This window comes from Streptomyces sp. NPDC093801 (genome assembly GCF_040701585.1).
Taxonomy (GTDB): domain Bacteria; phylum Actinomycetota; class Actinomycetes; order Streptomycetales; family Streptomycetaceae; genus Streptomyces.
Map to the genome: position 1 here is coordinate 147,488 of NZ_JBFBDP010000004.1, position 24,499 is coordinate 171,986.

At 70.1% G+C, this 24,499-nt stretch carries 19 protein-coding genes, 1 pseudogene and 2 riboswitches; of the genes and pseudogenes, 15 read left to right on the plus strand and 5 right to left on the minus strand.

Features of this window, described 5'->3' with window-relative positions:
• Positions 1-22 precede the first annotated feature (22 nt).
• Genes AB0469_RS05920 through AB0469_RS05945 form a run of 6 tightly spaced genes read left to right on the plus strand, consistent with a single transcriptional unit; the run spans position 23 to position 6,140 of the window.
• Entirely contained in the window at positions 23-406 is a 384-nt protein-coding gene (locus tag AB0469_RS05920; RefSeq protein ID WP_366450097.1) for a hypothetical protein, read from the plus strand.
• Positions 403-1,191: a DUF317 domain-containing protein gene (locus tag AB0469_RS05925; RefSeq protein ID WP_366450099.1), complete on the plus strand. Its 789-nt coding sequence runs from the start codon at positions 403-405 to the stop codon at positions 1,189-1,191. The genes AB0469_RS05920 and AB0469_RS05925 overlap by 4 nt, the downstream gene beginning before the upstream one ends.
• The gene (locus AB0469_RS05930; protein ID WP_366450100.1) at positions 1,188-1,931 is read left to right on the plus strand and encodes a DUF317 domain-containing protein; all 744 of its coding nucleotides are present in this window, start codon (positions 1,188-1,190) and stop codon (positions 1,929-1,931) included. The genes AB0469_RS05925 and AB0469_RS05930 overlap by 4 nt, the downstream gene beginning before the upstream one ends.
• 47 nt (positions 1,932-1,978) lie before the next feature.
• A complete protein-coding gene (locus AB0469_RS05935) occupies positions 1,979-3,787 on the plus strand; it encodes a TraM recognition domain-containing protein (protein WP_366450101.1) in 1,809 nt (602 codons plus the stop codon).
• Positions 3,784-5,004 (plus strand): DNA cytosine methyltransferase, encoded by a 1,221-nt coding sequence (locus AB0469_RS05940; RefSeq protein ID WP_366450102.1) that lies wholly within the window; start codon positions 3,784-3,786, stop codon positions 5,002-5,004. Before AB0469_RS05935 ends, AB0469_RS05940 begins: the two co-directional genes overlap by 4 nt.
• Positions 5,001-6,140 (plus strand): DnaB-like helicase N-terminal domain-containing protein, encoded by a 1,140-nt coding sequence (locus AB0469_RS05945; RefSeq protein ID WP_366450103.1) that lies wholly within the window; start codon positions 5,001-5,003, stop codon positions 6,138-6,140. The genes AB0469_RS05940 and AB0469_RS05945 overlap by 4 nt, the downstream gene beginning before the upstream one ends.
• 195 nt (positions 6,141-6,335) lie before the next feature.
• Here AB0469_RS05945 and AB0469_RS05950 read toward each other — a convergent pair whose 3' ends face one another.
• Complete coding sequence (locus tag AB0469_RS05950) at positions 6,336-7,232, minus strand: DUF5655 domain-containing protein (RefSeq protein ID WP_366450240.1); 897 nt, start codon at positions 7,230-7,232, stop codon at positions 6,336-6,338.
• Positions 7,233-7,522: 290 nt separating this feature from the next.
• Here AB0469_RS05950 and AB0469_RS05955 point away from each other — a divergent pair.
• The 7 genes and pseudogenes from AB0469_RS05955 to AB0469_RS05985 form a co-directional block, all read left to right on the plus strand.
• Positions 7,523-7,705 (plus strand): annotated as a pseudogene (locus AB0469_RS05955) (serine/threonine-protein phosphatase); the annotation flags it as partial.
• Between the two features lie 154 nt (positions 7,706-7,859).
• Positions 7,860-8,086, plus strand: a riboswitch (cobalamin riboswitch).
• A 168-nt stretch (positions 8,087-8,254) separates the two neighbouring features.
• The gene (metE, locus tag AB0469_RS05960; protein ID WP_366450104.1) at positions 8,255-10,579 is read left to right on the plus strand and encodes a 5-methyltetrahydropteroyltriglutamate--homocysteine S-methyltransferase; all 2,325 of its coding nucleotides are present in this window, start codon (positions 8,255-8,257) and stop codon (positions 10,577-10,579) included.
• Between the two features lie 94 nt (positions 10,580-10,673).
• On the plus strand, positions 10,674-11,012 hold the full coding sequence (locus tag AB0469_RS05965; RefSeq protein ID WP_366450105.1) for a hypothetical protein: 339 nt from the start codon (positions 10,674-10,676) through the stop codon (positions 11,010-11,012).
• A gap of 59 nt (positions 11,013-11,071) precedes the next feature.
• On the plus strand, positions 11,072-12,664 hold the full coding sequence (gene aceB / locus AB0469_RS05970; protein WP_366450106.1) for a malate synthase A: 1,593 nt from the start codon (positions 11,072-11,074) through the stop codon (positions 12,662-12,664).
• 92 nt (positions 12,665-12,756) lie between these two features.
• Entirely contained in the window at positions 12,757-13,554 is a 798-nt protein-coding gene (gene folP / locus AB0469_RS05975) for a dihydropteroate synthase (RefSeq protein ID WP_366450241.1), read from the plus strand.
• 81 nt (positions 13,555-13,635) lie between these two features.
• Positions 13,636-13,783, plus strand: a riboswitch (cobalamin riboswitch).
• A gap of 140 nt (positions 13,784-13,923) precedes the next feature.
• Positions 13,924-15,420, plus strand: coding sequence for a hypothetical protein (locus AB0469_RS05980; RefSeq protein WP_366450107.1), 1,497 nt, complete (start codon positions 13,924-13,926; stop codon positions 15,418-15,420).
• Between the two features lie 429 nt (positions 15,421-15,849).
• Positions 15,850-16,377 carry a flagellar hook-length control protein FliK gene (locus AB0469_RS05985; RefSeq protein ID WP_366450108.1) on the plus strand — a complete coding sequence of 176 codons (528 nt, stop codon included), beginning with the start codon at positions 15,850-15,852 and terminating at the stop codon, positions 16,375-16,377.
• A 180-nt stretch (positions 16,378-16,557) separates the two neighbouring features.
• Here the strand turns inward: AB0469_RS05985 and AB0469_RS05990 are convergent, their stop codons facing one another.
• From AB0469_RS05990 to aceA, 3 genes are all read right to left on the minus strand, one after another.
• Positions 16,558-17,442: a 3-hydroxybutyryl-CoA dehydrogenase gene (locus AB0469_RS05990; RefSeq protein WP_366450109.1), complete on the minus strand. Its 885-nt coding sequence runs from the start codon at positions 17,440-17,442 to the stop codon at positions 16,558-16,560.
• Positions 17,439-19,037, minus strand: a complete 1,599-nt coding sequence (aceB, locus tag AB0469_RS05995) for a malate synthase A (RefSeq protein ID WP_366450110.1) — start codon at positions 19,035-19,037, stop codon at positions 17,439-17,441. Before aceB (AB0469_RS05995) ends, AB0469_RS05990 begins: the two co-directional genes overlap by 4 nt.
• Positions 19,038-19,153: 116 nt before the next feature.
• The gene (aceA, locus tag AB0469_RS06000; RefSeq protein WP_125638903.1) at positions 19,154-20,437 is read right to left on the minus strand and encodes an isocitrate lyase; all 1,284 of its coding nucleotides are present in this window, start codon (positions 20,435-20,437) and stop codon (positions 19,154-19,156) included.
• Between the two features lie 380 nt (positions 20,438-20,817).
• Between aceA and AB0469_RS06005 the strand changes: the two genes are divergently transcribed.
• Together AB0469_RS06005 and AB0469_RS06010 are read left to right on the plus strand one after the other, a co-directional pair.
• Positions 20,818-22,233 carry a short-chain fatty acyl-CoA regulator family protein gene (locus AB0469_RS06005; protein WP_366450111.1) on the plus strand — a complete coding sequence of 472 codons (1,416 nt, stop codon included), beginning with the start codon at positions 20,818-20,820 and terminating at the stop codon, positions 22,231-22,233.
• A 54-nt stretch (positions 22,234-22,287) separates the two neighbouring features.
• The gene (locus AB0469_RS06010; RefSeq protein ID WP_366450113.1) at positions 22,288-22,989 is read left to right on the plus strand and encodes a hypothetical protein; all 702 of its coding nucleotides are present in this window, start codon (positions 22,288-22,290) and stop codon (positions 22,987-22,989) included.
• Between the two features lie 19 nt (positions 22,990-23,008).
• On the opposite strand, the gene AB0469_RS06015 is transcribed toward AB0469_RS06010, so the two are convergent.
• Positions 23,009-24,439: a short-chain fatty acyl-CoA regulator family protein gene (locus tag AB0469_RS06015; protein ID WP_366450114.1), complete on the minus strand. Its 1,431-nt coding sequence runs from the start codon at positions 24,437-24,439 to the stop codon at positions 23,009-23,011.
• Between the last annotated feature and the right edge of the window lie 60 nt (positions 24,440-24,499).

A 24,499-nucleotide genomic window follows, 5' to 3' on the forward strand; every position in this document is an offset into this window, starting at 1 on the left:
GGCACAGCCCCCTGGACCGCCCATGACCCCACCCGCCACCACGCTCACCGAGAGCATCAACCGCCAGCTCGACCAGCTCTCCGCACACCTGTCCCAGGCCGGTCCCCAGCAGGCCGCACAGATCCTCCAGCAGATCCTGGACGCCGAGAACGGCATCCTCGGCAGGCTGACGGCCCTGGTCGGCACCGGCACCTACGTCACCAAGCACCACGCCCAGAGCGGCGTCTTCCCCGCGGAAATGTGGCTGGCGCTCGGGCGCACCGCCAACTCCCTCCACGACCTCGCCCTTGACCTGTACGAACACCAGGAAGTGTTCGAGGAGATCGCCTCGCGCCGCTCCCTGACCACGTCCTCACCGGCCGCCACGCAGGCCACCGCCCTGGTGGCGCGCGGGAGGCACCGTTGAGCAAGAGACAGCAGTGGACCGGCTGGGGCCAGGCCCAGCAGGCGCAGCAGCACTACCTGGTCGAGCCCCGCTACCTGGCCGGCGGCGGGGATCTGCGCCACGTCGGTGAATTCCTGCGCGCGTCGGGTTGGAAGGACATCGCCCGTCAGTCCGGCACGATGCTCGCCTTCGACTCGCCCGACCAGATGGTGCGCGTCGCCTACCAGCCGCCGGGCGGCTGGCAGGTCCACGGGGCCGCGCACGGACATCAGCCGGCCTGGCAGGTCACCCTGACCCCGCAGACCCCGGTGGAGATCGTGGCGGGCCTGACCGATGCGCTGACCAAGCCGCGCTCGGCGCATGCCCCGAACGTGTGGGCGCCGCTCACCGAGAAGTCGTGGAGCATGCAGTCGGACGACTACTTCGTCGCCCAGAGCCCCGACCGGCACGCCGTCGTGCAGTACGTCCAACCCGGTGGTGACGGAAGCCAGAACCACTGGTGGGTCGGTGCCCGCAACGAGCACGGGCCGGTGTGGAACGCGCAGGCCACCGCGAGCACGCCGCTGCACTTGGTGCAGTCACTGACCACGGCGCTGGCCGACACGGAGCCGGTGATGCGCCCGCTCGGGCACGTCCCGCTCAGCAGGCGTATCCGCGTCACCTCCGTGTCCGTCCTGCCCGACCAGCTAGGCGCCTGGCAGCAGGCCCGCCTCTCCGCCGCCCGCGCCGCGGCCTGGAGCCGTAACTGGGTCTCCTCCCGCGCCCGCACCGGCGCCAGGACGTCCGGCTACGCAAGGACCCGATGAACCATTCGGACCCCTCCTCGCCGTTCCTCACCCGCGCCTTGGGCCCGAAGTTCGCCGCAGACCGCGCCGTCACGGCGGTCACCCCACGCCACCTCGCGGGCGGCGGGGACCCCCGGTGGGTCACCGGCCACCTGATGGCCCACGGGTGGAGGGACCACTCCGTGCCCGGATACCCCCACGTCCTGCTCTCCTCACCCGACCAGCGCTTCCACCTCACGCTCGAACTACCGCACCCAGACCGGCACGAGACCGCATGGCGCTTCCTGCCCGCCGAAGGGATCAGGCACTGGCAGATGGCCTTCGGAGCCTGGACCCCGGTGGAGATCATCGCGGGTGCCGCTGACGCCCTCACCCGCCCCGCCGGCCCGCACCTCTCCGTCGAAGACGTGTGGGAGCAGGCCCATGCCAACGGGTGGACGGAAGTCCACGACGACCGGCTCGCAGGACTCCTCGCTCCGCCCGAATTCGACGGAACCCCGCCGACCGCCTTCGTGCTCAAGGAGCGCGTCGTCGCCACCGGTCCGCCGGCCTGGACGTGGAGGGTACACGTCAGCGCTCCACACCCGGACGGCAGGGACCATCAGTCGGTGTGGAGTGCGTACATCGACGACCACGCTCCGCCCGGGGCCATCGCCGGATTCCTCGCCGCCCTGACCGACCCCGCCCCGCTCTACCGCACGCGGGACCAGCCCCTGCCTCCCCAGCCGCCGGGCGGGCCGTTGCCGCGCCGCACCCGCTGACCTCTCCCTCATTCCCACCCCCGCCCCTTCACGGAACAGCGCCGCCCTTGCCCCAGCCCAACTCCTCCTCGTCCGACGGCTACGGCATAGCCTTCAAGGTCCTCTTGGGCCTGTTCGCCGTCGCCATCCCCCTCGCCCACCTCACCTGGCTAAGCGGCAACCTCACCGCCCTGGCCACCGGCAACACCTGGGCCGCCTACCGGCCCGCCGACGCCCTCATACGCCCCGACCAGCTCTGGCCCGACCTGGGAGAAACGTCACTGCTCCTCGGCGCCCGCATCCTTCCCGTACTCGCCCTGATCACCATCGCCGCCGCCGGCGGCGTGTGGTGGAGCCGCCACAAGGGCACCTTCGACGGGAAGAACAAGCGCCGGGTCCAGGGCACCGCAAAGGCCAGGGACATCGAGCCCCTCCTGGCCAGCGCGATCACCGCCAAGGCCCGCAGCCTGCGCCCCAGCCTGAAGGACGCCGACCGCATCGCGGCCTCCGACACCGGAATCCTCCTCGGCAATCTCCAGGGCACCCGGACCGAGGTCCGCATGGGGTACGAGGACGTCGCGGTGGCGATCATGGCGCCGCGCTCCGGGAAGACCACCTCGCTGGCGATCCCCTCCATCCTGGCCGCGCCCGGCGCCGTACTCCTGACCAGTAATAAGGCGGCCGGAGACGTCTATACGACCTGCCTCGACGCCCGCTGCAAGGTCGGGCGGGTGTGGTCGATGGACCCTCAGCAGATCGCGCACGCACCGCGCACCATGTGGTGGAACCCCCTTGCGGACGCGAAGTCCTTGGAGGGCGCGAACCGGCTCGCCGGCCACTTCCTCGCCGCGTCCGTGGACGCAAGCCAGCAGAGCGACTTCTGGTCCAAGGCCGGATCCAACATCTTGTCGCAGCTGTTCCTGGCCGCGGCCCTCGACAACCGCCCGATCACGGACGTGATGCAGTGGCTGGCGTTCCCCGCCGACCGGCGACCGCTCGACATCCTGCGCGACCACGGATTCACCTCCGTCGCAGCCCAGTTGAAGGGCACGGTCGAGGGCCCGCCGGAGACTCGAGACGGCATCTACGAGACCGCGAGACAGTACGCGTCCGCCCTGCTCAGCGCCGACATCGCCGCCTGGGTGACCCCGCAGAAGGACGTACCGGAGTTCCGACCGGTCGAGTTCGTGGCCTCCACCGACACGCTGTTCCTTCTCTCCAAGGACGGCGGCGGCGGTGCCTCGGCGCTCATCGCAGCGTGCGCGGACTCGGTGATGCGGGCCGCGACCGCCCGAGCCGAACGGACCGGCGGACGTCTCGACCCGCCCATGCTCGCGATCCTCGACGAGGCCGCCAACGTGTGCAAGATCAGCGACCTCCCGGACCTGTACTCGCACCTGGGCTCGCGCGGAATCATCCCGATCACGATCCTGCAGTCCTACAGGCAGGGCCAGAAAGTCTGGGGCGACGCGGGCATGGACGCCATGTGGTCCGCGGCCACCATCAAGGTCATCGGGTCCGGCATCGACGACCCCGACTTCGCCGACAAGCTCAGCAGGTTGATCGGCGACCACGACGTGGAGACCAAGTCCACCTCCATCTCGGAGTCGGGCAAGTCCACCTCGATCAGCATGCGGCAGGAACGGATCCTGCCCGCGGACCGGATCCGTGCCCTGCCCAAGGGCACCGCCCTCCTCTTCGCGACCGGCCTGCGCGCCGCCATGCTCGACCTTCGCCCCTGGTACCTCGAACCGGGCGCCGGAGAGCTGGCCGCCGCGTCCAAGGCCGCCTCAGATGCCATCACCGCCCGGGCCGTCGCCAAGGTCGAGCCCACACGGGCCGAGCCTGGCCGCGAAAACTTCGGGCTGGCCGCATGAACGATCTGATCGTGGACCTCTTCGCCGGCCCGGGCGGCTGGGGGCACGCCCTGCACGTCCTGGGCGTACGCGACGTCGGCCTGGAGTGGGACGAATGGGCCTGCAAGACCCGCGCGGCAGCCGCGCAGACCACCATCCGCACCGACGTCGCCCTCTACCCCGTGCGGCCCTTCGTGGGCCGGACCCGCGGGCTCATAGCGAGCCCGCCCTGCCAGGCGTGGAGCATGGCCGGCAAACGCCTCGGCTTGATCGACCAGCCGCTTGTCCACCAGGCCGTCGCGGACCTGGCCGCCGGCCGGGACACCCGGGAACAGCTCCTCACCGCCTGCCAGGACCAGCGGTCGCTGCTGGCCGCCGAGCCGATGCGCTACCTCCACGCCCTGCACCAGGCCGGCGAGCCGGAATGGGTGCTGATGGAGGAGGTCCCCGACGTCGCGCCCCTGTGGAAGCAGTACGCCGCCGTGCTCCGCTCCTGGGGGTTCTCCACCTGGAGCGGCATCCTCAATGCCGCCGACTACGGCGTGCCGCAGACGAGGAGGCGGGCGATCCTGATCGCCTCCCGCACCCACACGGCGGCGCCGCCCGAGCCGACGCACGCCAGGTTCGGTGAGCCGGAGACCTTCTTCGGGCCCGGCCGCCGGACCTGGGTGTCCATGGCCGAAGCCTTGGGCTGGGGGCGCACCGACGGGCCCGTACCCACCGTGTGCGCCGGCGGCGGACCCGGAGGCGGACCGGAGCCCTTCCCCTCCGGCTCCCGCAAGACGCTCTCCGACGCCCGCGACCGCGGCGCGTGGAAGAACCCCCCGCTCCACGACCAGAACCTCAAGGCCGGACCTGCGTGCAGCTGCAGGGAGGAATCTCAGCTGACGCCTCGGTGTACGGGCGGACGGGACTGGGTCCTGCGCAGCAACAGCCAGGCCAACGCGGCGATCCGCTCCGTGAGCGAGCCGGCCGCCACCCTGTTCTTCGGCAATCGCGCCAACGAATGCGTCTGGACCACCACAGGCCCCACGGAGACGGCGCCGCCTGCGATCCGTATCACCGCCGAGGAAGCCGGGATCCTGCAGTCCTTCCCGCTGGCCTACCCCTGGCAGGGCAACAAGGGCCAACGCTTCTCTCAGATCGGGAACGCCGTTCCGCCCCTGTTCGCAGCCCATTTGATCGCACCACACGTCGAACGCGTACTCACCCGCGACGACTTCGCCCTGGCGGCATGATGTCCGACGCCACCCGCACCCAAGCCGACGAGGACGTCCTGCAGTACCCGACGCCGCCGCCCGTGGTCCACTACGCGGAACAGGCTCTGCTCGGGGCCCTGCTCCTGGTTCCCGAGCGGCTCAAGACCATCGGGCCGCTCGAACCCGAGCACTTCGCCAACACCGCGCACAGCGCCCTGTTCGCGGCGATGCGCACGGTGCCCCCTCCCCCGCCCGAGGTCCATCGAACCAGCCCGCTGTGGCCGAACCAGCTCCTCGACGCGGCCCAGCCCCAAGCCCGAGCCCTGACGGCCTCCTACCTGCACACCCTCATCAGCGTGTGCCCCGCAGACGCCCACGCCCCTGCCTACGCGCAGATGGTCCGTTCCGGACACGCCCGCCGCGTTCTGCGTCGCCATGCCGGTCTCCTCGCCCAGGCCGTCCGCGCCCCGGGGCCCGATCCGGCCCGGGCTGTCCTCACCCGGGCCGACCAGCTCGCCGTATACCTCGACGAGCTGGCAACTGCCTTCCCCTCCCACCCCGGCTCGATGCCCCGGACACCGGCTGCGCCTTCAGCGGCGGTGCAGGCATCGGTCGAGGCGGGGGACGAGGAGCGGATGCTGCTGGCCGCAGCCACCGCCCGCCCCGAGGATCTGCCGCGGCTGCTGTGGCTGCACGAAAGCGACCTGACCACTCCGATGCACGCCGCCCTCTTCGCCTGCCTCACCGGCATGGCCCGCCGTGGCGTACCCGTGGACCCGATCACCGTGCTGTGGGAGGCACAGCAGCGCGGTCTTCTTCACGACGGGTTCGGTCCCACCGATGTCCTCAACGCGGTCTCCCACCCCGCAGGTGCACCCGAGCACTGGGCGCAGAAGATCCTCCAGCGCGCGCTCCTGCGTCAAGCCGAAGATGTCGCCGCCCGGATCGGGGCTCTCACTGCCGACGAGGCCACCACGGTCCATCAGCTGGCCACTGGCAGCCGCCGGGCCCTCGCCCCACTGTCCTCCGTCCGGGCCCGCTGGCACCAGGCCCTCGGAGACACAACTTCAGGAGCACGCGCCGCTGCTCCCACGACTGTCCAGACCTCAGCGCTCCGGCAGTCGGCCGCACGGGCCAGCCCGGCCGTGCGCCGCCCTGCACGACCCGCCCTCTGATGGGCGGCTGGGCGATACATGGCGCACGATCCCCGGTTTCCGAAACCGGGGATCGTGCGGAACATGGACAACTCCACCGCCGCGTCCTGTCCGCCACGTCGAAAGGCCCCCCGCCGAGAACCCTCACTCCCGCCGTCACTCACGCACGCCCCGCTCTGGTGTCCCGGAACGATCTCGGCGTCCAGTCGACGACTCCTACGCCGCCGCGTAGGACAGCCGGAACAGCTCCACCGCTCGCTCGACGTCCTCCTCGGAGCGCAGCCGGACCTCTAGGTCGCCGGTGCCGTGGTGCCCCACTCCGGTCACGTCCCTGGTGAAGCCCGGCACGAGGTCGACGGCCGCAGGAGTGGCCTTGAGGTACACGAGGAGCTTGTCCTGTCGTGGCGTCACGCAGGCGAAGTTCCGGAGCCTCTGGTAGGCGTCGTACTGCTGGCGCCTGACCTTCTTGACGTCGTCCCCCAGCCCCAGCAGCAGCGCGTCCACCGCCGACGCCAGGTAGGCGACTGCCTGAGGGGCCCGCTGGGCGGGCAGGGTGCCGGCAGCACCGACACGACGGATACGCGTGGGCGCTTTGGTCCGGCCAAGCACCGAAGCGGCAACCGTCTCGAGCGCGATGTGGTGTTCGCCGTATAGGCGATAGCGGACCAGATCGATCGAGCGGCTGTGCTCGCGCACCGCATGAAGGTCGTAGCGGGTGAAGTCGCCGGCGATGCAGATCAACCGGGGCGTGCTCCACAACACCTGCGAAGCTGCGGTCGTCCCGAGGCGCTCGCGCACCAGCGCCTGGAACTCAGTCCGGTGGTCCACCAGCCACGCCATATAGAAAAGGCCCTGGTTGATGACCCCTGGGTCGGTCGCACGCTTGTACTCGACGATCACCGGAGCACCGTTCTCGTCGAGCCCCAGCGAGTCGATGCGTCCACCGTGCGCGGGTCCGGTGCTGTACTCGGAGGCAAGGAATCGCACTCCGAGCATCGCCTCCATCGCCCCCTCGACCAGGCTCTGCACATCAGCCTCAGCTTCGGCCAAGCTCGGCGTGACCTCGGCCACTCCGCCCTTCGTGTAGAACAGCTTCAGACTCAACACCCCCATGTCGCCTTTGCCGACGGGTAACACCCGCAGGTCGAGGGATATTTCCGCCAGCTTTAGGCGCACTAACCACCTTGGGAGCGATATCAGTTCCCGAGGCTGCCTGGTGGTCTGGTCCCTGCGCGATCACGACGCCGCTGAGGAGGAGTGATGCCAGTCAGGCGGATCGCGGTTGCCGCTGTGTTGATCGGCGCACCCTTGGTCACGCTGGTCCACCTGCGGCTCGGGCTGAAAGCCGAAGCGGCAGGCGCCGAGGTGGCGGCCATGTCCGGCCAGGATGGAAGGCTTGAGTCATGACCCTTCACGCATGGCTGGACGTCCGGCGTTTCTGGCAGCCAGGGCATGCGCCCGCGCTGCTGATGATTCCGCTCGGGCTGATCGCCACCGTGTGCGTAGTGGATGTTCTGGCTCCGCCGCACATCCATCTCGGTCCACTACTGGTGGCAGCGCCCGCGATCACGGTGGCGTTCGGCGGCCACCTCACGACCTGGTCGACGGCAACCACATCAGCGCACCACCTCCCGATCCCGGTGGTCTCACAACACCGATCCCCAGCCACCACACCCGACAGGTATCTCATTCCAGTGTCCGAATCGTGGACACTACTCGTCGCTGAGCGATCGGGCACCCTACTCTGGCCGGGCAGCTGGTTCGCCCCGTCCGCCAGGCGGGATGCGTCGTAAGAGGGAACCCGGTGGGAATCCGGGACTGCCCCGCAGCGGTGAGCGGGAACGACCGCCGTCATACGCACTGGGACCGGACAACGGTCCTGGGAAGCGACGGCCAGTAGGTGCCCGCCGGGAGACCGGCAGGCGTGCCCGCGAGTCCGAAGACCTGCCCGTTGCCCGCACGCGGACGTATGCCGCATGCGGACATCCCGGTGACCTCGTGGGCGGGTCGGCGTACACAGCGAGCGGCACGTGCGGTGTTCCCTCCCGCGGCGTGGTCCGCGCGTTCTGTCGTCCCTTCGCGTCCGCGTCCCGTCGTCCGGGATGTTCTGGACACATCTCGCGAAGGAGAGTTCCGTGACAGCGAAGCCCGCAGCCGCGGCAGCACGAGCCACCGTGTACGGCTACCCCCGCCAAGGACAGAACCGCGAACTGAAGAAGGCGATCGAGGGCTACTGGAAGGGCCGCGTCACAGCCGACGCCCTCCGGCAGACCGCCTCCGACCTGCGCCGTTCGAACTGGCAGCAGCTGACCGACGCCGGTATCCACGAGGTGCCGACCGGTGACTTCTCGTACTACGACCACGTACTCGACACCAGTGTGATGGTCGGCGCTGTCCCCGAGCGGCACCGGACGGCGGTCGCCGCCGACGCGCTCGACGGCTACTTCGCGATGGCCCGCGGCACCCAGGACGTGGCGCCGCTGGAGATGACCAAGTGGTTCGACACGAACTACCACTACCTGGTCCCCGAGCTCGGCCCGGACACTGTCTTCACCGCCGATTCCACCAAGCAGGTCGCCGAGCTGAAGGAGGCCGTCGCGCTCGGCCACACCGCGCGCCCGGTCCTCGTCGGCCCCATCACGTACCTGCTGCTGGCCAAGCCCGCCCCGGGCGTGGCCGCCGACTTCCAGCCGATCACGCTGCTCGACCGGCTCCTGCCCGTCTACGCCCGGGTCCTGGCCGAGCTGCGCGCCGCGGGCGCCGAGTGGGTGCAGCTGGACGAGCCCGCCCTGGTCCAGGACCGCACCCCGGCTGACCTGAACGCCGCCGCCCGTGCCTACCGCGAGCTCGGTGCGCTGACGGAGCGGCCCAAGGTGCTCGTGGCCTCCTACTTCGGCCGACTCGGCGAGGCTCTCCAGGTCCTCGCCGCCGCCCCGGTAGAGGGTCTCGCCGTCGATTTCACCGACTCCGCCGCCGCGAACCTGGACGCCCTCGCCTCCGTCGGCGGGCTGCCGGGCAAGCGCCTGGTCGCGGGCGTCGTCAACGGCCGGAACATCTGGATCAACGACTACCAGAAGTCCCTGACCACTCTCGGCACCCTCCTCGGCCTCGCCGACCAGGTCGACGTCGCCGCCTCCTGCTCCCTGCTGCACGTACCGCTCGACGCGAGTGCCGAGCGGGACATCGATCCGCAGATCCGGCGCTGGCTCGCCTTCGCCCGCCAGAAGACCACCGAGATCACCACCCTCGCCCGCGGTCTCGCCCAGGGCACCGACGTGATCGCTGCGGAGCTGGCTGCGAACCGTGCCGACCTCGCCTCGCGCGCCCATTCCGCCATCACCCACGACCCGGCTGTCCGCGCCCGCACCGCGGCCGTCACCGATGCGGACGGACGGCGCTCCCAGCCCTACGCGCAGCGGACTGTCGCACAACGCGCCCACTTGGGCCTGCCGTTGCTGCCGACCACCACCATCGGCTCGTTCCCGCAGACCGACGAACTGCGCGTGGCCCGCGCCGACCTGCGGGCCGGCCGGACCGACGCGGCCGGGTACGAGGAGCGGATCGAGAACGAGATCCGCGAGGTGATCTCGTTCCAGGAGAAGACCGGCATCGACGTCCTGGTGCACGGCGAGCCCGAGCGCAACGACATGGTGCAGTACTTCGCCGAGCAGTTGACGGGCTACGTGGCGACCCAGCACGGCTGGGTGCAGTCGTACGGCACCCGCTACGTCCGGCCGCCGGTCCTGGCCGGGGACATCTCCCGCCCGGAGCCGATGACCGTGCGCTGGACCACGTACGCCCAATCGCAGACCTCCAAGCCGGTCAAGGGCATGCTGACCGGCCCTGTCACCATGCTCGCCTGGTCCTTCGTACGCGACGACCAGCCGCTCGGCGACACCGCCCGCCAAGTGGCGCTCGCACTGCGCGACGAGGTCGGCGATCTGGAAGCGGCCGGGACTTCGGTGATCCAGGTCGACGAGCCGGCACTGCGCGAGACGCTGCCGCTGCGGGCCGCCGACCACGCCGAGTACCTCGCCTGGGCGACCGAGTCCTTCCGGCTCACCACCAGCGGCGTCCGGCCGGACACCCAGATCCACACCCACATGTGCTACGCGGAGTTCGGCGACATCGTCCAGGCCATCGACGACCTCGACGCCGACGTCATCAGCCTGGAGGCCGCCCGCTCCCACATGCAGGTCGCGGACGAGCTGGCCGAGCACGGTTACCCCCGTGAGGCCGGACCCGGCGTCTGGGACATCCACTCCCCGCGCGTCCCGAGCACCGACGAAGCCGCCGGGCTCCTGCGCAAGGGGCTGGACGCCATCCCGGCGGAGCGGCTGTGGGTCAACCCCGACTGCGGTCTCAAGACCCGCGGTTGGCCCGAGACTCGTGCCTCCCTGGAGAACCTCGTCGCCGCCGCCCGCGAGGTCAGGGCGGAGCTGGCAGTCGAGAACGGCTGATGCACATGGTCTGGGCCGGACGCCGAGGCGTCCGGCCCAGACCGGCCACAACCAGACAGGAGCGACGCGGGCCCGGCAGACGGGAAGGTCTCAGGTGGCGAAGCGGAACCCCCGGCACATCATGGTCGACGGGCAGCCCATGGTGGCCCTGACCCCCAAGGAATACGCCGGTCTCATGACCATGCGCAGTCAGGTGGGCGGGCTGGGGGCCCGGCTGCGCGTCGTGCGCGACACGCTGAGGGACACGACCGAGTTCCTTTCGGCGCTGCTCGCCGCACTCGAAGCAGACGACATTGCCGGACATCATCACTCGGCCGGAAGTGCCGCGCCCCCTGTTGCAGTCCTGCTCGCCTCGGCACCCGAACTCCTGCATCACGCCAGCCGCGTTGTCGGGGCTCCCCACCGCCGTTCTTCCCGACGGCGTAGGCACTGAGCTACAGCATCCTCGGCCCCGGGGTCCCGCGAAAGCGGTCACATTTGGAGACAGTCAGCATGTCCACCCACGTACCGACCCGCCGCGTCGAAGTCCTCGGCCCTGCGGGCCATCGCCATAGCGAGATCCTCACTCCGGAGGCGCTGGAATTCCTGGCGCGGCTCGACGCCGCGTTCGCGGACCGCCGCCGCGAGATCCTCACGGCACGCCTCCACCGTTCGGACCGCCTTGCCTCGGGATCTCCGCTGGGCTTCCCTCGTGCCACCTCGGGCGTCCGAGACGCTCCCAACTGGCGGGTCGCACCTCCGGCTGACGACCTGACCGATCGCCGTGTGGAGATCACCAGCCCTCCCACGCCCCGCATGGCCGTCAACGCGCTCAACTCCGGCGCCCAGGTGTGGATGGCCGACTTGGAGGACGCCACCTCCCCCCTCTGGGAGAACATCGTCGGAGGCCAGTTGACCCTGCTCGACGTGTGTCGGCGGCGCATAGACTTCACCACCCCGGAGGGCAAGGCGTACCGCATCGGTACGGACTTGCCGGCCATCATGGTCCGCCCGCGTGGCTGGCACCTGGAAGAGGAACACCTGGCGGTCGAAGGCCGGTTCCTGTCGGCGTCCCTGGTCGACTTCGGCCTCTACTTCTTCCACTGCGCTCAGCACCGGATCGACAGCGGCTCCGGCCCGTACTTCTACCTCCCCAAGCTGGAGAACCGGTACGAGGCGCGACTGTGGAACGACGTGTTCCTCCTTGCCCAGGACCTCCTCGGCATCCCGCGCGGCACGATCCGAGCCACCGCCGTCATCGAGACGGTCACGGCCGCGTTCGAGATGGAGGAGATCCTCTACGAACTGCGCGAGCACAGCGCCGGCCTGAACGCCGGTCGCTGGGACTACCTCTTCAGCTTCATCAAGACCTTCGGCCACCACCCTCGCTTCCTCCTACCGGATCGCACCGAGATCGCCATGACCGCTCCGTTCATGAGGGCGTACACCGAACTCCTCGTCCGCACCTGCCACCGGCGCGGCGCCCACGCGATCGGCGGTGTCGCCGCCCACGTACCCGACAGGGCCCCCGCGGCCGACCAGGCCGTGCTGGCCAAGGTGAGCCTCGACAAGGAACGGGAGGCCGCAGACGGTTTCGACGGGGCCTGGATCGCCCACCCCGCCCTTGTACCCGTCTGCCGCAAGGTCTTCGATCGAGTCCTCGCCGACCGCCCGCACCAGATTCACCGCGCGCTCGGCGACGTGGAGGTGAGCGCGGCCGATCTGCTGTCCGTACGCCGCTCCACCCTGCCTCCGTCGAGGGAACAGGTTCGGTCGAACGTGTCTGTTGCACTGCGGTACTTCGATGCCTGGCTACGCGGACAGGGGGCCGTCGCTCTGGACGGGCTGCTGGAGGACACGGCCACGGCCGAGATCGCCCGAGCCCGGATCTGGCAGTGGACTCGGCATCGCCTGATCTCCCAGGAGGAACTGCGCGGTCTGATCGACAACGAGTCCGCCACCCTGACCCGAGAACAGCCCGGCGCACTGGTTTCCGAGGCTCGTGAGGTCCTCGAACGGTCGATCTCGACGCGTGAGTTGCCGGCCTTCTTCACCCCCGAGGCGTACCGCCGCCACCTGGTCCGCCACGCGGCGGTGTCGTCATGAGTTCGTTCAGCGCCCGGACGGGTACATCGCGCGCGAGCAGCCTTGAGGAAAGCGTCGTCGCGGGTTTGCCGAACTGGGACCGGTGCGCGGTCATGGGCGTGGTGAACGTGACCCCTGATTCGTTCTCCGACGGCGGTTACTGGTTCGACACGGCAACCGCGGTCAAGCACGGTCTGGATCTCGCGGCTGAAGGCGCCGATCTGGTCGACGTCGGTGGCGAGTCGACGCGCCCCGGGGCCTCCCGCGTCGACGAGGAGGAGGAGTTGCGGCGCGTCATCCCGGTCGTTCGGGACCTGACGGCCGAAGGTGTCCTGGTGTCCGTCGACACCATGCGCGCTTCTGTCGCCGCACGGGCAATCGACGCCGGCGCTGTCCTTGTCAACGACGTCAGTGGGGGCCTGGCAGACCCCGCCATGGTCCCGGCCGTGGCAGCCGGCTGCGTGCCCTTCGTGGTCATGCACTGGCGGGGGTTCAGCCACGACATGAACAGCCGCGCGGTGTACGAGGATGTGGTGCGGGAGGTTGTCACGGAACTCGGAGCCCGTGTCGAGGCTGTGGTTTCCGCCGGCATCCCTCTGGAGCGGCTGGTGGTCGACCCGGGGCTGGGCTTCGCCAAACGAGCTGAGCACGACCTCAGTCTGGTCGCCGGCCTGGCCGAGGTGTGCTCGCTGGGCCGTCCCGTACTGGTCGCGGGCTCCCGGAAGAGATTCCTCGGACACGTCTTGGCGAACGCGGACGGCACACCGCCACCCGCACACGGGCGGGACGCCGCCACTGCCGCGCTCTCCGCGATCGCCGCCTATCAGGGAGCTTGGGCCGTCAGGGTCCACGACGCCCGTGCGACGGCGGACGCGGTCAGGGTCGCTCGCGCGATCGCTGCGGCCCGCTGAACAGCCCCAGGTCCAGCCGGGCGCGTGTGGCGCGTACCGCACCTGACAAGGGTGGCGGCGGTGGCGCAAAAGTACGTAGCATGCGGTCGTTCCACTCGCAGGTGGAACGACAACTGAATGCCTATCAATTGGGGAAAGCCGGTGTGAATCCGGCACTGACCTGCAACCGTAAGTGGCAGAAAATCATCTGTCACGAGTCGGATCACCCATTGCGTAGGTGTACCGCTTCCCACTGTCATGGTCTGCAGCACGAAGCCCGGCAACTGCCCTGGACCCTGCCCCATTCGTTTCCGAATGCACGGCAGGGTTTCCTCCTGCGACAGCCCTCCGGGAGCCTGTTGCCGGCCTCTTCTCGAAGGGATCTGCGCCATGCTCGGCGTCAGACCACCGGTCAAGATTGGCGCCGCTCTCGGCGCCGGGGGCTCGTTCCTCGCCGCCTGCCTGATCACCCTCACGCCCAGCGCGGCCGCAGCACCCCAGCCGGACACCGCCACGGCCGCTGCCCGCTGGCAGGCCGGCGAGCTCGAGAACGGCGGGATACCCGGCTTCTCCCCCGGGCAGTCCGACTGGGGCCTGACCATTGACACCCTTATCGCCCTCAAGGCCACAGGGGCGGACGAGAAGGCCGCCGCGGAAGTCGTCGCGAACCTCAAGACGCACGTACGCGACTACAACAGCAACGACGCCTGGGGCGAACCCGGCCAGCGGGTGTCGGGCGCCACCGCCAAGCTCCTGTACGCGGCCGTGGCTGCCGGGGAGGACCCCACCAAGTTCGGCAAGTACGACCTGCGCCAGGAAACCCTCGACCTGATCGCAGGGCCCGGCTCGGGTGCGGAGAAGGGCCGGGTGAAGGACAAGATCACCTCTGGCGAGGACAGCAGCAACACGTTCGGCCAGTCCCTGGCCGTCCTCGGTCTCGCACGCAGCGGGGACGTGCCGCAGAGCACCGTCGACTTCCTGATGGACCAGCAGTGCGCCGCCGGCGGCTTCCGCCTCTACCCGTACGCCTTCGGCAGCACGAAGGTGACCGGGAACTGCGATGCCCAGGGTGCCGACGCGATACTCGACCCCGATTCGACGGCCATGGCCGTGCAAGCTCTGCTCGCGGCGGCGGACGATGGTGTCGAAGGCGCCGCCTCGGCGGCGAAGAAGGGCGGTGACTGGCTGGCCAAGGTTCAGCAGGCCGACGGTTCGCTGATCGGGTCCGGCCCCACTGCCTTCCCCAACGCGAACAGCACGGGCCTGGGAGGCCAGGCACTGGCGGCCACGGGCCACCAGGAGGCCGCGGACAAGGCTGCTTCCTGGATCAAGGCTCGCCAGATCAGCGCGGCCAACGCGGGCGCAGCGTCGGCAGAGATCGGTGCCATCGCCTACAACGACGAAGCACTGGACGGGGCCAAAGCCGACGGCATCCCGGAATTCGGGCGCGACCAGTGGCGCCGGTCCACCCCGCAGGCTCTGCTGGCGCTGGCACAGGTCCCGCTCGCGAAGATCGGCCTCACCGACCAGAAGCCGAGCCCCGACCCGAGCGGCAAGCCGTCGGGGGACCCCTCCAAGAGCCCCAGCGGCAAGCCGTCGGTTGACCCCTCGAAGAGTCCCTCCGGAACCCCGAGCGGAAGCCCGTCCGGCACTGCGAGCGGCGGCGCCTCCCCCACCCCGAGCGGCACCCCGTCCGCGGGCGGATCCGCCGGCCCGGCCTCCACGACAGGCACGGTGCCGAACGGCTCCGCCGCCAGTGGCGGGAGCGGCCCTCTGGCCAGCACCGGCAGCAACGCCCTGCTCCTCGGGGGCACGGCAGTTGCACTGACCGCGGGCGGCTACACCGCGCTCCGCACTGCCAAGCGCAAGCGGGGGTCACACGCGTGACGCTCAAGGCGCCGCGCTGACACAGTTTCCGGTCCGGGGCGCTCACTCTGGCCTTCGGCTCCGCCGAGATCCGTATGGCTCCACGCGGATCTCATACTCGGTCGAGCGCGACAAGGGCACCCCGGGCCACTGCTCAGAAGGCAATGGCGTCACCGTGGTCGATCGGTGGTGCCGGCCTGGTCTGCGGCCCCGGCTCAAGCCTCCCGCTGGTCGCCGTATCCCTGCTCGTGCCTGGGCTGTTGAAGGCCGGCTCTCCGTCCGTGGCCGCCGTTATCGGCCGCGTTGTGTCGGCCACCCTGCGCCGGACCGCCTTGGAGGCGCCGGTCACCTTGACCCAATCCAAGCCCGGCGTACCCGCCGGAGCCTGTGTGTCCTTGGCCGTATCACCGACTGAGCGGCCTCGAACGAGAGAGAAGAACCCTTATGAGAATGACGTATCGGCATGCCGTACGCGCGATGCGCGCCGCCGTGCTGTCCATCGCCATGGTCCTGGGACTGGGCGCGGTCAACGTGGCCACCGCTCCGGAAGCAACGGCGCTGACCGGTCTGGGAACTGCCGGTTACTGCCCGAACGGCAACGGCGTCACGGTCGTCGTCGACTTCCAGGAGCTCGGCGGATCGACCATCACCCGTTGTGCCCCTGGCGACCAGGCCACGGGGCTCGCAGCCCTCAAGAACGCCGGCTTCTCGATCGCCGGCACCCAGCGTTGGGGCGAGGCCTTCATCTGCCGCATCGAGGGCAAGCCCACCGCCGCCACCGAGGCGTGTGTGAACACGCCTCCGGCCTCCGCCTACTGGTCGTACTGGCACGCCCCCAACGGCGGCAACTGGACCTACAGCACGTCCGGCGCTTCGGCACGCAAGCCTGCGCTCGGCAGCTTCGAAGGCTGGTCGTTCTCCCTGAACAAGACCGCGAGCACGAACCCGCAGCCCCGCGTCGCCCCCGTCCGCCCGTAGGCGGGCCCGGGTGCAGCAGCCCAGCCGTGACCGTCAGGGCTGCTGCCCCGTCCCGCAGCGCCTCGCTTCGCGATTTGATGGAACGAAGAACGGTGAGAGCGCGACGACACCACTCGCCGCACCCCCACCGTTCCCGCGTACCTCCGGTGCACCCTCAGCTCCGGAGCCGTGCCGGGTCCCTCAGACCCGGCCGTATGTGTGGAACCCTCGGCCGCTCTTGCGCCCCAGCAGCCCCGCCTGCACCATCCGCTGGAGCAGCGGGGGCGGGGCGTACAGGGGTTCCTTGAATTCCTCGTACAGCGACTCCGCGATCGCGACCACGGTGTCGAGGCCGATCAGGTCGGCGAGCTTGAGGGGGCCCATGGGGTGAGCGCAGCCCAGCTCCATGCCGGCGTCCACGTCGGCGGCGCTCGCGAACCCGGATTCGGCCATGCGGATGGCGGAGAGCAGGTACGGGACCAGCAGCGCGTTGACGACGAAGCCCGCCCGGTCCTGGGACCGGACCGTGGTCTTCCCTAGAGCATCACGGGCGAACGTCTCGACTGCCGAGAGGGTATCCGCCGACGTGTGGAGGGACGAGACGACCTCGACCAGCGGCAGGACGGGAACGGGGTTGAAGAAATGTAGGCCCACGACCCGGTCGGCGCGGCCGGTGGCCATGCCCAGCCGCATGATCGGGATGGCCGAGGTGTTCGTGGCGAGGATGGCCTCCGGATCCGCGACGATCTTGTCGAGGGCCGTGAATATCTCCGTTTTGGCTTCGGGGTTCTCGGTGACGGCCTCGATGACGAGCTGCCGGTCACCAAGATCCTCCAGGTCGCCGGTGAAGACGAGGCGGGCCAGGGCGTCCTCGGCGGAGAAGCGGTCGAGCTTGCCGCGCTGCACCGCTCGCTCCAGGGAAACGGCCACGCGTTGACCGGCCGCTCGGGCGGCGGTGGCGTCCGCTTCGGCCACGACGGTGTCGAGGCCGGCTCGGGCGCACACCTCGGCGATGCCCGCGCCCATCTGGCCGCCGCCGACGACACCGACTCGCCGGATGCCGGCAGGCTGCGGGAGGGCGTTCACGCGTTCACCTGCGCGGGAATGCGGCGGACCAGGTGACGGGTGTAGGCGGCGGGCGTGAAGAACGGCGGGAGCTGCATCGACAGTGCCGAGTCCACGAAGACCTCCCGGGCTTCGAGGGTAAGTGCCTGCGGGTCCTCGGCCTCCAGGGCCGCGCATTCGGCGTCGAGGAGATCGACGACGGCGCCCCGGTCCACCCGGTCGTGGCGCAGCCACTGCCAGATCTGGACGCGGGCGATCTCGGCGGTGGCCGCGTCCTCCATCAGGCCGTTCAGGGCCACGGCGCCCCTGCCGCGCAGCCAGGCGTCGAAGTAACGCAGGGCCACGGCCACGTTGGAGCGGATGCCCTCGGAGGTCGGCGGGGCCGCGATCCTGCGGACGGACAGCAGGTCGGCGGCCGTGACCTCGACGTCCTCCCGAGTGCGTTCCAGCTGGTTCGGCCGGTCCCCGAGGACGCCGTCGAAGACCTCGCGGCAGAGGGGGACGAGGCCGGGGTGGGCGACCCAGGAGCCGTCGAAGCCGTCCTCGGCCTCCCGTTCCTTGTCGAGCCGGACCTTCGCGAACGCGGCGGCGTTCACGTCCGGGTCCTTGCTGGGAACGTGGGCGGCCATGCCGCCGATGGCGTGCGCACCTCGGCGGTGGCAGGTACGGACAAGGAGTTCGGTGTACGCGCGCATGAACGGGGCGGTCATGGTGACCGAGGCCCGATCGGGGAGCTGGAAGTCGGTGCGGTGGCCGAAGGTCTTGATGAGGCTGAAGAGATAGTCCCAGCGGCCCGCGTTCAACCCGGCGCTGTGCTCGCGCAGTTCGTAGAGGATCTCCTCCATCTCGAACGCGGCGGTGATCGTCTCGATCAGGACGGTGGCGCGGACCGTGCCGCGGGGGATTCCGAGGAGGTCCTGGGCGAACACGAAGATGTCGTTCCACAGGCGGGCCTCGGTACGGTTCTCCAGCTTCGGGAGGTAGAAGTACGGGCCGTGGCCGGCGTCGATCTGCCGCTGCGCGCAGTGGAAGAAGTACAGACCGAAGTCCACGAGCGAGGCGGACACGGGCCGGCCGTCGATCTCCAGGTGCTCCTCGGTCAGGTGCCAGCCGCGCGGGCGGACCATGATGGTCGCGAGGTCCGCGCCGAGGTGGTACTCCTTGCCCTCGGGAGTCGTGAAGTCGATGCGCCGCTCGATGGCGTCGAGCAGGTTGAGCTGGCCGCCGATGACGTTGTTCCAGGTGGGTGCGGTGGCGTCCTCGAAGTCGGCCATCCAGACCTTGGCCCCGGAGTTCAGCGCGTTGATCGCCATACGGCGCTCCGGCGGGCCGGTGATCTCCACTCGGCGGTCGGTCAGGCCGGGGGCCGGCGGGGCCACGCGCCAGTCGGTGTCGGTGCGGACAGCGGCCGTGGCGCGGGAGAAGTCCAGCGGCGTCCCGGAGGCCAGGTGGGCAGAGCGGCGTCGGCGTTCCTTGAGGATTTCCAGGCGGCGGTCCGCGAAGGCGGCGTCGAGCCGGCTGATGAACTCCAGGGCCTCGGGAGTCAGGATCTCCTCGTGGCGCTCAGCCGGCGCGCCGAGAACCCGGACGCTGCTGATCAGGGGCGTGCGTGACATGAGGTTCTTCTCCTCAGCGGTGGGCGGCGGGCGCCCGAGGAGAACCCCCTCGGGCGCCGTCGGACGGTGAGCGGCAGAGCGCCGGGCTGTACCCGGTTGGACGAAGAGCGGAGGTTCTAGTGGAACTGCTCTTCCTCGGTGGAACCGGCGAGCGCCGTGGTGGAGGAGGCGGGGTTGACCGCGGTGGAGACCAGGTCGAAGTAGCCGGTGCCGACCTCGCGCTGGTGCTTGACGGCCGTGAAGCCCTGCGCCTGGGCGGCGAACTCCCGCTCCTGGAGGTCCACGTACGCGGTCATGCCGTGCTCGGCGTAGCCGCGGGCGAGGTCGAACATGCCGTGGTTGAGGGAGTGGAAACCGGCGAGGGTGATGAACTGGAAGCGGTAGCCCATGGCGCCGAGCTCACGCTGGAACTTGGCGATCTGGTCGTCGTCCAGGGCGGCCTTCCAGTTGAAGGACGGCGAGCAGTTGTAGGCCAGCATCTGGTCCGGGTACTGCGCGTGGATCGCCTCGGCGAACTCGCGGGCCTGGGCCAGGTCCGGGGTGCCAGTCTCGACCCAGATGAGGTCGGCGTACGGGGCGTAGGCCAGGCCGCGGGCGATGACCGGTGCCATTCCGTTGCGTACGTGGTAGAAGCCCTCGGCGGTGCGCTCGCCGGTGCAGAACTCGGCGTCGCGCTCGTCGACGTCGCTGGTCAGCAGTGTGGCGGCGAGGGCGTCGGTACGGGCGATGATCAGGGTCGGGGTGTCCGCGATGTCGGCGGCCAGGCGGGCCGCGTTCAGGGTGCGGATGTGCTGCGAGGTCGGCACGAGGACCTTGCCGCCGAGGTGGCCGCACTTCTTCTCGGAGGCCAGCTGGTCCTCGTAGTGGATGCCCGCGGCGCCGGCCGCGATCATCGCCTTGGTGAGTTCGAAGGCGTTGAGCGGTCCGCCGAAGCCGGCTTCGGCGTCGGCGACGATCGGCGCGAGCCAGTCCGTCGTGTCGGTGCCGCCCTCGGCGGTGGCGATCTGGTCGGCGCGCAGCAGGGCGTTGTTGATCCGACGCACTACCTGCGGGACGGAGTTGACCGGGTACAGGCTCTGGTCCGGGTAGGTGTGTCCGGCCTGGTTGGCGTCGGCGGCGACCTGCCAGCCGGACAGGTAGATCGCCTGAAGGCCCGCTCGGACCTGCTGGACGGCCTGGCCGCCGGTGAGGGCGCCGAGCGCGTGGATGTAGTCCTGCTCGTGGAGCTGTCGCCACAGGCGCTCGGCGCCGCGCCGGGCCAGGGTGTGTTCCTCGCGGACGCTGCCCGACAGGCGGACCACGTCCTCGGCGGAGTACGTCCGCTCGATGCCCGCCCACCGCGGGTCGTCCGCCCAGCGCTGCTTGAGCTGCTCGGCCGCCGCCTTGTTCGCCTCTGCCATGACCGTCACCGTTTCCGTCGTCGCTTGTCTTGCCAATGCCCCCGGTAGGGATCCACGCATTGGCACTCTGTGCCTAGTGAAGAAGGTGCGGCCGCCGAACCCGCCCGTGGGCTGGAGCTGAGCAATGCTGCCGATCCGCCAGGAGCGGACGCGCCAGAGCATCGAAATTAGGGCATGAATCGAAGTTCTGAGGTCCTTCCCGGCCACCGGTTCCGGCTGGCCGCAGGACTGACTCTGGCATTGGCACTGGGTGCCATCAAGGAGGGACGGCTGCCAAGGTTTGCGAATCTTCGAGGCTGAAATTGCCAACCTTGCGAAGGTTACCGATGGGTACAGGTCGCCGTATGCTGACGGGACCCGTCCGACGGTGGAGGAGTCCGGTGAGCAAGACCTACGCGGGAGCACGGCTGCGGCGGCTGCGTGAAGAGCGGCGCATGACGCAGGCCGACCTGGCCAGGGTTCTGGGCATCTCGCCCAGCTACCTGAACCAGATGGAACACGACTCCCGCCCGCTCACCGTTCCGGTGCTGCTGCGCCTCACCGAGGCCTTCGGGGTGGACCCGGGGTTCTTCTCGGAGCGCGACACCAGCCGCATGGTGGCCGACCTTCGCGAGGCTCTGGCCAAGGAGGTCGCCGAAGCCCGTGTCTCTTCCTCCGACCTGGCCGAGCTGGCCACCCGGATGCCCGCGGTCGCCGCCGTCCTGCTGGACCTCGGGCGACGCGGCCAGCTCCTGGCGGAGCGGCTCGCCGACGCGGCCGAAGGCCGTGGGGGTCCGGCGGAGGCGCCGCGCTCTCCCCACGAGGAGATCCGCGAGTTCTTCTACCGGCGGCAGAACTACCTCCACGACACCGACCTCGCCGCCGAGGACCTGGCCCGCGAGATCGGCATCCGCCCCGGGGACGTCATCCGCGCCCTGACGCACCGCCTCACCGACCGGCACGGGGTGAGGATCACCGCGGACTCCGACAGGCTGCACCACTACGACGCCGAGGGCCGCGCCCTGCACCTGTCGAGCAGGCTCCGCCCCGGCCAGCAGGCCTTCCGGATGGCCACCCAGCTCGCCCTCCTCGAATACGGAGACGAGCTCGACCGGCTGGCCGCCGAGGACTTCCCGGCCGGATCCGAGGCACGCCCCTTGGCCCGGATCGGCATCGCCAACTACTTCGCCGCCGCGCTGATTCTCCCGTACACCGCGTTCCACACGGCCACCGAGGAGTTCCGCTACGACATCGAGCGCCTGACCGACCACTTCGGCATCGGCTACGAAACCGTCTGCCACCGCCTCAGCACCATGCAACGCCCCAGGCTGCGCGGGGTCCCCTTCTCCTTCGTCCGGGTCGACCGGGCCGGGAACATGTCCAAGCGGCAATCAGCCACAGGGTTCCACTTCTCCCGCGCGGGCGGCACCTGCCCGCTCTGGAACGTCTACGAGGCCTTCAGCGCCCCCGGCCGCATCCACGTCCAGGTCGCCGCCATGCCCGACGGACAGCGGTACCTGTGGACCGCCCGCGCCGTCACCCGCCACCGCGGCGGCTGGGGCGAGCCCGGCAAGACCTTCGCGATCGGCCTCGGCTGCGAGATCCGACACGCCTCGCGGCTCGTGTACGCCGACGGGCTCGACCTCGACAACACGGCGGCCGCGACCCCGATCGGCATGGGCTGTCGTCTCTGCGAGCGCCTCGACTGCCCGCAGCGGGCGGTCCCCCCGCTCGGGCGTGCCCTCGCCGTGGACGAGAACAGCAGCACGTTCGTCCCGTACCCCGTCATGGGCGCCCCCTCGTCCCCCCGCAGCTGACGCACCTGGGGTCGACCCAGGCAGCGCGGACACGCCCCGAAGCCCCTACCAGCCGTGGTGGTCATGGAACCCTCGACATATCCCGAACCCGACGTACGACTGGCGCGCCTCGCGGAAGCGGTCGGTCTCCCGCCCGCATGTCCACCGACCGATCAGTTCCTTGACGACCTCGCGCAACGGACCGGGCTGCACACCCACGACCTGCTGCTCGTCGCGGACCTACCCGTACCCGCGACCGCATGGCTCTTCGACGAGACGGCCAGCGCCTCCAGTTCCCTGGTGTCGCGTTCCCTTGCCTTGCCCCCGTCCGGCAGGCAGCTGCTGCGCACCCGTGCACGCTCCATGACCGCGCCGGCGGGCACGCTCACGCCTCGGCAGCCCCGCCCGTACGAGCAGTATCCACCGGGCTTCGGCTCGCTCCTCCTGCGGATGCTCGCGCTCCGCAACCTGAACTGGTCGGGGGCGGCCAAGGCGATGTGCCTGATGTCCGGTGTGTGCAAGGCGGCCTCGACCATCGGCGCGGTGGGACGAGGTGCCAAGGAACTCGATGCGGAGATGCTCGACGGCTTCGCGGCAACACTCGGCATCCGGGTCGCCGTGCTGGCCCACCTGACCGGAATCCGCCCGTCCGGCGAGCATCGCGAACCGGCGCCCGAGGTGGTCGACACCGCCTCGCTGATCTGGGATATCCGGCACTTGACTTGGGACCAGGAAGGCGAGCTCACCGCGTACGCGGAGGTGCTGGGCAGGAAGTAAGACCATCCGGGGCGCCGGATCACCCGCTTTTGAACACCGGGTAGGGAACGTACGTCTGCCGGTCGGGGTCGACCGCGAGGCGGCCCCCGGCCGGCGGCCTGGCCCGCTGGGCACAGTCGCGGCGCTCGCAGATCCGGCAGCCGAGCCCGATCGGGGTCGCGGCCGCCTGATCCGTCACCGCGAGGCCTTCGGCGTAGACGAGCCGGGACGCGTGGCGGAGCTCGCAGCCCAACGCAACGGCGAACTCGGCCCGGCGGGCGCGATGTCCGTAGCCTCCGCGGGTCACGGTGCGGGCGATCCAGAAGTACTTCTTGCCGTCGGGCATCTCCGCCACCTGGGTCAGGATCCGGCCCGGAGCGGAGAACGCCTCGTAGACCGTCCACAGGGGGCAGGTGCCGCCGAGGCGGGAGAAGTGGAAGTCGGTCGCGGACTGTCTCTTGGAGATGTTTCCGGCCCGGTCGGCGCGCAGGAACGAGAACGGAACTCCGCGCTGTCCGGTGCGTTGCAGGGTGCTCAGCCGATGGCAGACCGTCTCGAAGCCGACCCCGAAGCGGGCCTGGAGGAGCTCGATGTCGTAGCGCAGTTCCTCGGCCGCCGCCCGGAAGGCCCCGTAGGGCATCAAGAGGGCGCCCGCGAAGTAGTTCGCCAGTCCGACCCTGGCCAGTCCGGAAGATGCGTCAGAATCGAACTCGGTGTCGGCCACCAGGGAGTCGAGCAGCGGCCCGTGCGCCAGCAGTGCCAGTTGGGTGGCGAGCTGGAAGGCACGTTGTGCGTCGGTCAGCCAGGGTGACAGGAACAGCAGGCCGCGTTCGCGATCGAAGCGGCGGGCGTCCGAGGACCAGTCCGGAGCGCCGTCGTAGAGGGTCACTCCGTGCCGGGTGGCGAGAACTTCGGCGAGGCGGTCCGCCGTGCGGGACACGGAGCCGCCGCCCAGGGTCGATGCGACGGCTTCCGCTTCGGTGTCGAGTGCGTCGAAATGGTTGTGGTGGGCGTAGAAGAAGTCCCTTACTTCGTCGTGCGGTTCGGCGCGCACCACGACCGTCGAGTCCCCCGGCGGGGCCAGGGCGGCGACCTGCTCGGCCGCGTCGCGGTAGCGGTGGTGGAGCGCGACGAGGGCCTTCGCGATGTCCGGGTGGTCCCGGGCCATGTCCGCGATCTCCTCGGAGGCCACCGAGACCCCGCCGGCTTCGTCCGCGAGGGCGGCGCGCAGATCGGTGGTGAGGCGTTCCTCGTCGGCTTCGGAGAAGAATTCGGGGTCGACCCCGAACACCTCGGCGATCTTCAGCAGGACAGGGGCGGTGAGAGGCCGCTGGCTGTGCTCGATCTGATTCAGGTAGCTGGTGGACAGGTCCAGGGCATGGGCCAGCTCCACCTGGTTCATGCCCCGCTCACGGCGCAGCCTGCGCAGTTTCGCGTGGGCGTAGATCTTGCGTCCGGCCGTACGTCCCATGTGGCGACAGCGTTCCTTCCACCCGTTCCTCTCTTGCGAAGGTAGCACTCGCCCCTTTCG